7 protein-coding genes are annotated in these 9,173 nt (G+C 68.1%); 3 read left to right on the top strand and 4 right to left on the bottom strand.

The genetic code is table 11. The features are described from left to right. The first annotated feature begins 497 nt into the window (after positions 1-497). From AC08ON_RS10160 to AC08ON_RS10150, 3 genes are all read left to right on the top strand, one after another. On the top strand, positions 498-1,358 hold the full coding sequence (locus tag AC08ON_RS10160; protein ID WP_023840143.1) for a helix-turn-helix domain-containing protein: 861 nt from the start codon (positions 498-500) through the stop codon (positions 1,356-1,358). After that, positions 1,355-1,597, top strand: a complete 243-nt coding sequence (locus tag AC08ON_RS10155) for a DUF397 domain-containing protein (protein WP_476606928.1) — start codon at positions 1,355-1,357, stop codon at positions 1,595-1,597. Before AC08ON_RS10160 ends, AC08ON_RS10155 begins: the two co-directional genes overlap by 4 nt. Positions 1,598-2,526: 929 nt before the next feature. Beyond that, positions 2,527-2,751: a hypothetical protein gene (locus AC08ON_RS10150; RefSeq protein WP_476616847.1), complete on the top strand. Its 225-nt coding sequence runs from the start codon at positions 2,527-2,529 to the stop codon at positions 2,749-2,751. A gap of 254 nt (positions 2,752-3,005) precedes the next feature. Here the strand turns inward: AC08ON_RS10150 and AC08ON_RS10145 are convergent, their stop codons facing one another. Genes AC08ON_RS10145 through AC08ON_RS10130 form a run of 4 tightly spaced genes read right to left on the bottom strand, consistent with a single transcriptional unit; the run spans position 3,006 to position 7,573 of the window. Beyond that, positions 3,006-4,100 (bottom strand): DMT family transporter, encoded by a 1,095-nt coding sequence (locus AC08ON_RS10145; RefSeq protein WP_476606927.1) that lies wholly within the window; start codon positions 4,098-4,100, stop codon positions 3,006-3,008. Between the two features lie 52 nt (positions 4,101-4,152). Further along, positions 4,153-5,460: an MGDG synthase family glycosyltransferase gene (locus tag AC08ON_RS10140; RefSeq protein WP_476606926.1), complete on the bottom strand. Its 1,308-nt coding sequence runs from the start codon at positions 5,458-5,460 to the stop codon at positions 4,153-4,155. Positions 5,461-5,462: 2 nt separating this feature from the next. Continuing rightward, entirely contained in the window at positions 5,463-6,440 is a 978-nt protein-coding gene (locus tag AC08ON_RS10135; protein WP_476606925.1) for an NAD-dependent epimerase/dehydratase family protein, read from the bottom strand. Positions 6,441-6,442: 2 nt separating this feature from the next. Then, positions 6,443-7,573: a DegT/DnrJ/EryC1/StrS family aminotransferase gene (locus tag AC08ON_RS10130; protein WP_476606924.1), complete on the bottom strand. Its 1,131-nt coding sequence runs from the start codon at positions 7,571-7,573 to the stop codon at positions 6,443-6,445. Between the last annotated feature and the right edge of the window lie 1,600 nt (positions 7,574-9,173).

Here is a 9,173-nt window from a genome sequence, read left to right as displayed (position 1 = left end):
AGCCGCACGACGGAGAGCCGCACGACGGAGAGCCGCACGACGGACAACGGCGAGATGGCCGGCTCCGGGCGAGGATCGTCATCCACTCACCCGGAACCGGCGGTTGACGGTTGAGGGGTGAGGGGTGACACCTTAGGGATGACGCCTGACAGCCGCCGGCGTCGACACATGCGGGACCGGCGACGCGGCCGCCGGGCATGGAGCGGCCGCCGGGCATGGAGGCACCACAGGTGCGGGGCGCCGTTTCTTGGCGCGGTCTCCCTAGCGGCATCCCGGACCCTGCGTGATGACCATCGGCGTCTCCCCGCAACCAGCCCTGCCCCACGCTCTCACCTTGAGGTGCATCACAACTACTCAAGGTAAGAATAGCCCCTGCAGGCCTCTTCTGCAAGAGCTTCTGTAAGAGTTTCGCTACCCAGCAATGCGCGCCCTGGGTGAGGAGTGGCGAACAAGTGGCAGGATGCATCCATCACCCCGAAGAGCCCGAAGGACGAGCGATGGCCACGAGCGGCGGTCCGACCGTGCGGCGAAGGCGCCTGGGCGCCGAGTTACGACGACTTCGCGAGGGGGCGGGCATCTCCGTCGACGAGGTCTGCCAACTGCTGCGCTGTTCGGTTTCCAAGGTCAGTCGGATGGAGAACGGCCGCGTGCCGGTCCGCACCCGGGACGTGTCCGACCTGCTGGCTCTCTACGGCGTGACCGACGACGAACGCCGGGACGCGTTGCTGGCCCTGGCCCGCGAGTCCCGGCGCCACGGCTGGTGGCACACCTACCACGACGTGGTCCCCGCCTGGTTCGAGATCTATATCGGCCTGGAGGGCGACGCCGCCTCGATCTCGGTCTACGAATCGCAGCTCGTCCATGGGCTGCTGCAGACCAGCGACTACGCCCGGCCCGTCATCCGGGCCGACGATCCGGAGGTGAGCGAGGACGAGGTCGAACGCAAGATCGCGCTCAGGCTGGACCGGCAGCGCCGGCTCACCGCCGCCGATCATCCTCGCCTCTGGGTGATTCTGGACGAGGCGGTCCTACGCCGGACAATCGGCGGCAGAGCCGTCATGCGAAGCCAACTCGAGTTCCTCGCCAAACAGTCCGAGCTGCCGAACGTGACAATTCAGGTACTTCCCTTCTCCGTGGGCGCGCATGCCAGCCTGGGAAGCACATTCTCGATACTCGGATTCCCCGAGTCAGGAGACAACGAAGTGGTCTATATAGAGGAAGCGGCCGGAAGTCTCTATATTGAGCGCCCCTCCGAAGTCAGGCGCTATAGAGTGAAGCTGGATCATCTTCTGGCGGCAGCCCTGCGGCCGGAAGAGTCCATCCAGATGATACTCTCGGTCGCAGAGGAAATGAAATGATCAGATATATGAAGCCGATCACCGACAATGCCATCGAGGCGGCTTGGCGCAAGAGCAGCTACAGCAACGGCGCGGGCGGTATGTGTGTGGAGGTCGCGGCGCTCGGCGGGAGCGTCGCCGTCCGTGACTCGAAGAACCCGACCGGGCCGGTGCTCGCCTTCTCGGCGGCCGAGTGGGACGCGTTCCTGGCCGGCGCGCGGGACGGCGAGTTCGACCGGAGCCGGATCATCCCGGACTGAACCACCACCCAGCCCTGATCCGGGGGAATGGGGTGGGATGCCCTGTTCCCGCCGAAAAATCCCATCGGAAAAAAACGAGATCGCCGCTGGTCGGCCTCGGCCCGGTTCCGGTCGCTCCGGCACGTCGCGACCGGAACCGGGCCGTCCGCTTTCGGCTCGCCCCCACGGTTCGATGCGCATCGCTCCGGTGACCGTAACCCCGCCGATCACGCCGGTAACCGGGTGATCCTCGGTCAACCCCTACCCGGGCCGGGATGCCCGGGCCAGGATGCACCGCCCTGGTGTTTCAGGCCCTGGTGTTTCAGAGCGGGACCGGCGCCGGGCCGGACCCGCCAGGCGGCGGACGATTCGATCAACGGCATCGTTCCATCCGCCTGGGGGCCGAGATACCTGTTCAGGAAGTCTCGCCACGAGCCGGTTGGCTCTTGCGCAATGCCTCCCGGTCGCGCACTCTTGTAGATGTTCGGTCGAGCTTCGTTGTCCGGACGTTCGTCTTGTCGCGGTTGTTACATGATTGTAACGTGATGTGGATACGGCAGCGCGTCACTCGCCGCGAGGCGATCGGGTGACAAGGCTCCTGCGGTCTCCCGTCACAGCCCGGCGGGTCGGCGTCTGGCCACCTTGCACCCGACCGGAACAGGCCACGCGGGCGTCGAGCGCCCGCCCAACGCGGAGGAGGGCAGTCATTGTGACCATATGTGATAATACGGCTACCCGCGTGCGGCGCCATAACGCACCTGCCCGGGTCCTCGGTCAGCCGGTGCGGGCGGAGCGCAGAGTCGCCATCCCGTCGCCCTCCTAGCGAGGCGGCGCAGCGCAGCGTCCGCCCGCTCTCCGGGTCCATCTGCTCATCTCCGATCTCGGATCGACCTCGTGTCGAAAGGATCGGCCGAGGCATCGTCGCCTCGTTCCCCGCCTTCCGGTCCGGTGTGCCGTCCGAGGTCACCCGCGAGTTGCACAACGCCCTGTTTCCCTGCCACTGGGAGGTGATTGCCGTGGCCACCGCCACGACCAACCTGCTCAACACTCCGATCGAAGATCAGCGCGTCGAGCGTGTCCGCCGCGCAGCGCTGTCGGCCTACGTGGACGGAAAGATCTCCTTCGCGCAGGCGAACCTGCGGGTGCGCAAGGCCCTCCAGCGGTTCGGGGTCTGACGAGCCAGCCGGGTCGTCGAGATGCGGCTGGCGGCGCCTCGACGACCCGGCCGGAGGAAACCCGGTCGGAGGAAACCCTGATCGCCCGATCCGCGCCTGCTCTGCTCCGGGCCGGGCAGCAAACCTGGGCGGCGGGGATACGCGGGAAACGTGCGGGCGGGCAAGCGGGAGACGACCGGGCGCCCGGGCGATCGGGGGGTGAACCCGAGCGGCCGGCCACGACGACTATCTCACCGAAAGCACACGGCACATCACTATAAGTTCTTCGACATGCCGCTGCGGTGAGCAACCGTGCCGGTACGAGCGTTAGAAGCCGCTTCGTCCCGGGCCCTTGCCGACTGCCCCGGCTCCGCATCCGATGGCTCGACCACCTCCGGCCGGCCGTCCAGGGGCGCGACGCCGTCCCCCAACCCGCGGTCGTCGGGGGTGGGTCGCAGCACGCTCTCAAGTTCGTCCACGGACCGGTCTGCCGCCATCCGATCACGGCCGAGAGCGGCGATTCCGGCCGCGACCAGGACCATCGCGACGATGAACGCCGCGCGGCGGACGCCGTCGGGCGCCGGCTCGCTGAACAGCGTCAGGCCCAGAGTCACCGGCAGGAAGGCGGAGACCCCGCTGGTCACCGGGAAGGCGATGACGGCGGCGCGCCCTTGCAGGCCACGCTGCTGAAGACCGAGCGCCAGCACGGAGAACAGCACGAGGACGTAGGGCGTCGGAGTGGTGAGCAGGTCCACCAGCGTGGACTGCCCCTCACGCCGTTCGTTCACCGCCAGGCCGATCTGGCGGGTCGCCAGCGTGGCGATGGCGTAGCTCACCCCGGCTGCGGCCCCGAATCCGAACGCGGCGCCCGCGACCATCTCCCGCACCGCGGCCAGGTTGGCGAGGGATGCGCAGAGCAGCGCGAAGACCAGACCGAGGACGAGGAAAGCCAGCAGGACATCGGTGCTGGCCGAGCTGCCGACCTCCGCTCGGCGCGTGAAGGCGAAGGCGAGCAGGCCGATACCGCCGACCATCGCGACCACGCCCAGCCAGCCGGTCAGACTGATGTTCTCGCCGAGCACCCGCTGCGCCAGCAGGGTGAAGACGATCATGTCGAGGGCCATCACCGGGGCGACCATCGCCACCGGGGCCACGGACAGCGCATACACCTCCAGCAGGAACGAGCCCGCCTCCACGGCGAGGCCGATCAGCCACAGGGGGCGCAGCACCAGTCGGGCCAGCAGCGCAAGCCCCAGCCCCGAGCTCTCCTCCTCCCGGCGGGCAGCGCGGGCCTGGACGAGCGGCGCGATCCCGTAGAGAGCCGCCGAGACGACCGCGGTCGGCAGACCGATCACCAGGGCTCTGCTCATGTCCCGTCCAACATCGTGGCCCTCGGGATCCGTCCCGAACCGTGGGTTCGCCTCACCAGTCCGCGCCGAAACCGATCTGCGCCAGAGCCGCCCCGAATGCCTGCTCCCACGCGTGCGGGCCAATCGCTACCCGGTCCGACGGTGGCTTGACCCGGTCAAGGCACGCGAGCGCGGATCTGGTCAACGACACCGGGTCGGTGTTCGTCACCTCGGCATGACCTCGCTCAAGCTCCTTCTGAAGGTTATCCCGGCCATGCCCCGGCACCACGTCGATGAGCAGCAGGTCCCGGCCGATCACCCGAGCCTCGCTGCAGGTGTCCCCGGACGACGTGACGACCAGGTCGCTCGCCGCCATCAGCGCCGGGACGCGATCGGTGAAGCCGAACGGGATGACCTTGTGCTGCTGTTCCGACAGAGCCGCCAACCGCGCGGCCAACCGCTGGTTGCGGCCGGCCACCGCAAGCACGTAGATGCCCGCCGCGGCCATGGCCGCGGCACCCTCTACCAACGGTCCCAGCCCCCAGGAGCCGGACATCAGCAGCACGCAGGGAGCGTCCGCGGGGATGCCGAGCGCGGCCCGCGCCTCCTCCTGGGTGGGCGGGTCGTAGAAGGGTTCCCGGACCGGGGTCGGGACCACCGAGATCAGCGCGTTCGGCGAGAACCGCCGCACGTACCGGGCGGCGGTCTGCGAGGTGACCAGGTAGAGGTCGGTGTTGTCGTGTACCCACAGCCGGTGCACGCAGCAGTCAGTGGAGAACACCGCCGTCACCAGGCCGGGGAACTCGGCCTTGACCCGGCTGGCCGCCGCGGCTCCGGTAGCGAAGATCGAGATCACGAGATCGGTCGGCTGGGCGGCCAGTTCCTCGCGCAGTGCCGGGACGACGAACCGGCTCGACGTCCTCTCGATGGCCTGGGCGAGCCGGCCACCGGTTCTCATCTGTGAGAAGTGCACGGCGTCATACAGGCCCGGAGCGGCGATCATGCCACGGAAGACCTTCTCCCCCCGGGAGCCGTTGCGCCCACCGAGCATGCGCAGGCTGTCGGCGGTCCGGGTGGTGAACCCGCGCCGGGTGAGCGACGCGCCGCACGCCTGTGCCATCACGTCGTGGCCCATCCCGAGCGAGCCCGACAGCAGCAGCGCGCCGCCGCGCCGCGTCGGCGTCCCGGCGGGCCGGACATCGACGCCGTGCGTGCGCGGATCGGCGGGGAGGGCACCGGCGACCGGTCCCCCCGCTGCGGCAGGCCCTGGCAGGACAGGTTCCGTGACCCCCGGTTCGCCGGCGGCTGGCGGGCCGCCTACCCCCACCTCAACATCATCTTCGGATGGTCCATTCACCGTGCTACCGCCGATCTGCACCATGATCACTCCGAGGAGGCCACGGAGATATCGAGGTCGCCGACAGGCGGGAGCGCCTGAGCCGGAGGCCGTCGATTTGCCAGATACCACTCGATGTACTGCCGGACACCCTCCGAGAAGGGTGTGGTCGGTCGCCAGCCGAGCACCTCCGCGGCCCGCTGCGCGGAGATCTCCCGACCGCGGAAGTCCCCGGGGCGCGCAGGCATGTGTTCGATGGCGGTGCCGGGGAAGTACTCCTGGACGGCCCGTGCCATCTCCAGCACACTGACCGACTCGCTGCCCTCCAGGGCGAGCGTGGTGTTGGCCGCGTCGGGGGTCAGAGCCAGCACGTGCGCCTCGGCCAGGTCCCGGACGAAAACGTAGTTGCGGAACTGCAGGCCGTCGCCGGCCACCGTCAACGACTCGCCGTTCAGAGCCTTGCGGACAAAGCGGGCCAGCACCAGCTCGTCACGCATTCCGGGGCCGTAGGGGATGCCGTAACGCAGGATGGTGAACGACAGCCCGTAGGTCTGCTGATAGCTGTGCAGCAGCAGTTCGGCGGCCAGTTTCGTCGAGGTGTAGACATGCCCGGCGCGGCCCAGCGTGATCTCGGCGTCCTCCGTCAGCGGCGCCGAACCGGCCCGGTCACCGACCGCCCCGTACACCCAGACGGTGCTGGCGAACAGCACCCGGCGAACCCCGACCTGCCGCGCCGCCTCGCAGATGTTCCCGGTGCCCTCGACGTTGAGCCGCACGGTGCGCACCGGGTCGGCGAACGCGAAGTCCACATTGGACATCCCAGCGATGTGGAAGACGGCCTCGACGCCCCTCAGCGCGGCGGTGACCGCCGGCAGATCAAGCACGTCGAGCTGATGGTAACTAGCCCGGGGGTCGACCGGCCGGTGTTCGACGTCCAGTGAGAGAACGTCGTGACCGGCGTCAAGCAGACGGTCGACCACATGGCTGCCGATGAAACCCGACCCTCCGGTTACCGCGATCTTCATCGTCATCCGTCCAGGCTCAGGCTCTGCAGCGCGGCGGCGAAGGACGCGACCACATGGTCGGCCTCCGCCTCGGTCATGTCCGAATGGATGGGCAGGCACACGTGCCGGGCGCAGATGTCCTCGGCGACCGGAAGGGACCGGAGCGCATAGTCGCTGAAGACCGACTGCCGGTGCAGCGGCGACTCGTAGACCTCACCGCTCAGGGAGACGCCGTGGCGTTCCTTCAGCTCCTTCTTCAGCCGGCCGCGGTCGATTCCGGGGCGGGGCAGGACGATGTACTTGTAGTAGTTGCAGAGACCATCCGGCGGCACCTGCAGGCGGGTGACGGTACCCAGGGTGTCCAGCGCGGCATCGTACCGCGCGGCTACGGCGGCGCGGGTCGCCAGGAAGTCGGCGAGATGCCGCAGATGCACCCGGCCGGTGACCGCATGAATCTCGCTGAGCCGCCAGGCGTACCCCTGCTTGATATGGACGTTCCCGAGAAAACCGGCTTTGCCCTGGTCACGATAGATCCGAGCGGCTTCGTGAATGGCGGGATCGGACGTGAGGATCATTCCGCCCTCACCGCTCGTGATGACCTTGGTTGGATAGAACGAGAACGCTCCCGCAATCCCGAACGACCCAGCGTGGCCGTCGCCGTGGCGGCTGCCGTGGGCATGTGCCGCGTCCTCGACCAGCGCGATGCCTCGATCGTCACAGAAGGCCCGCAACTCGGCCACGTCCGGCGGGATCAGCCCACCGATGTGGACCAGAACAACGGCGCGGGTCCGCGGCGTCACCGCGGCCTCGACACTGCGGGCGGTCAGGGCAAAGGTGTCCGAACTCACATCCGCGAAAACCGGCATGGCACCGGCCCGCAGCACCGCGAAAGCGGTCGCCGCAAACGTGTTCGTCGGCACGACGACATCCGCGCCTTCGACACCGTGACTGCGAAGGATGATCTCCAATGCGGCTGTTCCACTGCTCACGGCGACCGCGAACGGGGCCTCGTGAGCCGCGGCGAATGCCGCCTCGAATTCAGCGGTATGGACGCCCAAGGTCAGCGCACCGGTGGCCAGGATCTCGGTCGCGGCCGATGCGATCTCCGCGCGATCCTCCGGTGAGAAGACGATGCGCGCCGCAGGGACATGCACCTGTTCACCCCTACCTTCCGAGTCATTCCCGTGCGAGCCGGCCAGCCCCCATAGCGGCTGCGCCGCGACGAAGGACCCGGTCGGGACGAGCCGCAGCCTTCGCGGCATCACCGACTCCGAATTCCGCCGGCCTCCCGCCAGCGACCTACCGCGCTCCCTCCGACCCCTACGGAGGCAACCATCGGCTTTGTCGGTACATGCCCAAAACAGGCTATCGATCCCGATCGCCGGCATGTCCGCAGCCCATGGCCACTCCCCACGAAACATCTCATATCTGTCCGAACGTAGCCAGACCTGTCAGCAAATCGATATCCCCGCAAGAGGAGAAAGGCATCCGTCACTAAGAACCGCCAACCCGCAACACGTGGTGATTGACGGCGACGCCACTCACCGCGACGACCACGGGGCCGCCCACAGCGGCCCAGACCTGCTCCTCCAGCACCGCAGCCGTCCGGACCTCGTCGTTACGACACCGTCGTTACGACACCACCGTTACGACACCACCGTTACGACACCGTCGTTACGGCACCACCGTTACGACACCGGTCCCGACCAGCCGCTTCCCGGGCACGGCCAAGGCCGGGAGACCTGCATCGTCGCGCCTCCGATACCCAGCGCAACACTCAATCATTCCGAGTAATACTCTCCCAGGTAGCCACGGAGGCAGCGGACGCCACCCCGCTGTCCGTTCCTATCGATGAACCGCGACCTCGACCGAGGACGCAGGGCGGGAACGAGCAGACACTGCGGCAGACACTGATCGCCACGCGAACCACGCCCGTGGGCACGCGGACGACGATCATTTGAAGACGGATGAACCGGATGGATGACGCGGCCGGCCGGGGCTGACCGGCTGTCGAGAAATCACCCGGTCGGAGTGGGCGACCAGGAAAAGATCATCAACGGTCGAACCAGGGCCGTTCGCTCGGGAACGGCCTGGATGCAACCGGACACAAGTAGTCCCGACGAGACCATCTCACCCAACGTACGGGGGGAACGCAGGTACACGGCCTCGTCGGGACTTGGTGAAAGTGTACGACCCCCATCTGTCGGGCGCGACGGGACCAAGGTCCCTAACGGTTTCCGCACCCTCGACTCTTGCCAAAGAGCGCAGCAGTGTGCCTCATGGGGCGAGAATGGTCACGATGCCGTCTCCCGGAAACCGATCTCGCACCGGCGTGTGCCGTAGGGCGGCCAGTGGGACGGCCGCCTCCACGCCAGCCCGATTTTGATCGCCAGGGTTCTGGCGACCTCCCCCGCACCTCCGGAGACGGACGACTCGGGCATCAGGGCCGGCGGGGTCGGCAACGGGGCGGGCGGCTCGCCCAGGCCGGACGGCAGCCCCCGAAAGGTCGAAATTTCGGGCTAGATTACCGGTTCTGTTGCACATGGGAAACATCAGAATGCTTCGCTGCACCCCGTGCGGCGAAGGGAGTGGCGGCGGTCACGGGAATATCCGCGGCGGTGGGATGCCCGTGGCACACGACGCGTATTTCCGGGAACGGGTGTGACGCCGCACGGGGCCGCCGGGCTCCGCTACCGGCCCGGTCACCTCGCCGGACCAAGTGCACACGCGCTGTTCACGCCCGGCGGCGTCGGG

It is taken from the genome of Frankia sp. CoWAU3 (assembly GCF_977971855.1).
The sequence above is the reverse complement of the archived record's forward strand: the minus strand, read 5'-3'. Positions and strand labels throughout refer to the sequence as shown.

Coding starts and splice junctions, on each gene's coding strand:
- AC08ON_RS10155 (WP_476606928.1), top strand. CDS start 1,355: ATGATCAGATATATGAAGCCGATCACCGACAATGCCATCGAGGCGGCT.
- AC08ON_RS10140 (WP_476606926.1), bottom strand. CDS start 5,460: ATGGTGCAGATCGGCGGTAGCACGGTGAATGGACCATCCGAAGATGAT.
- AC08ON_RS10145 (WP_476606927.1), bottom strand. CDS start 4,100: ATGAGCAGAGCCCTGGTGATCGGTCTGCCGACCGCGGTCGTCTCGGCG.
- AC08ON_RS10135 (WP_476606925.1), bottom strand. CDS start 6,440: ATGAAGATCGCGGTAACCGGAGGGTCGGGTTTCATCGGCAGCCATGTG.
- AC08ON_RS10160 (WP_023840143.1), top strand. CDS start 498: ATGGCCACGAGCGGCGGTCCGACCGTGCGGCGAAGGCGCCTGGGCGCC.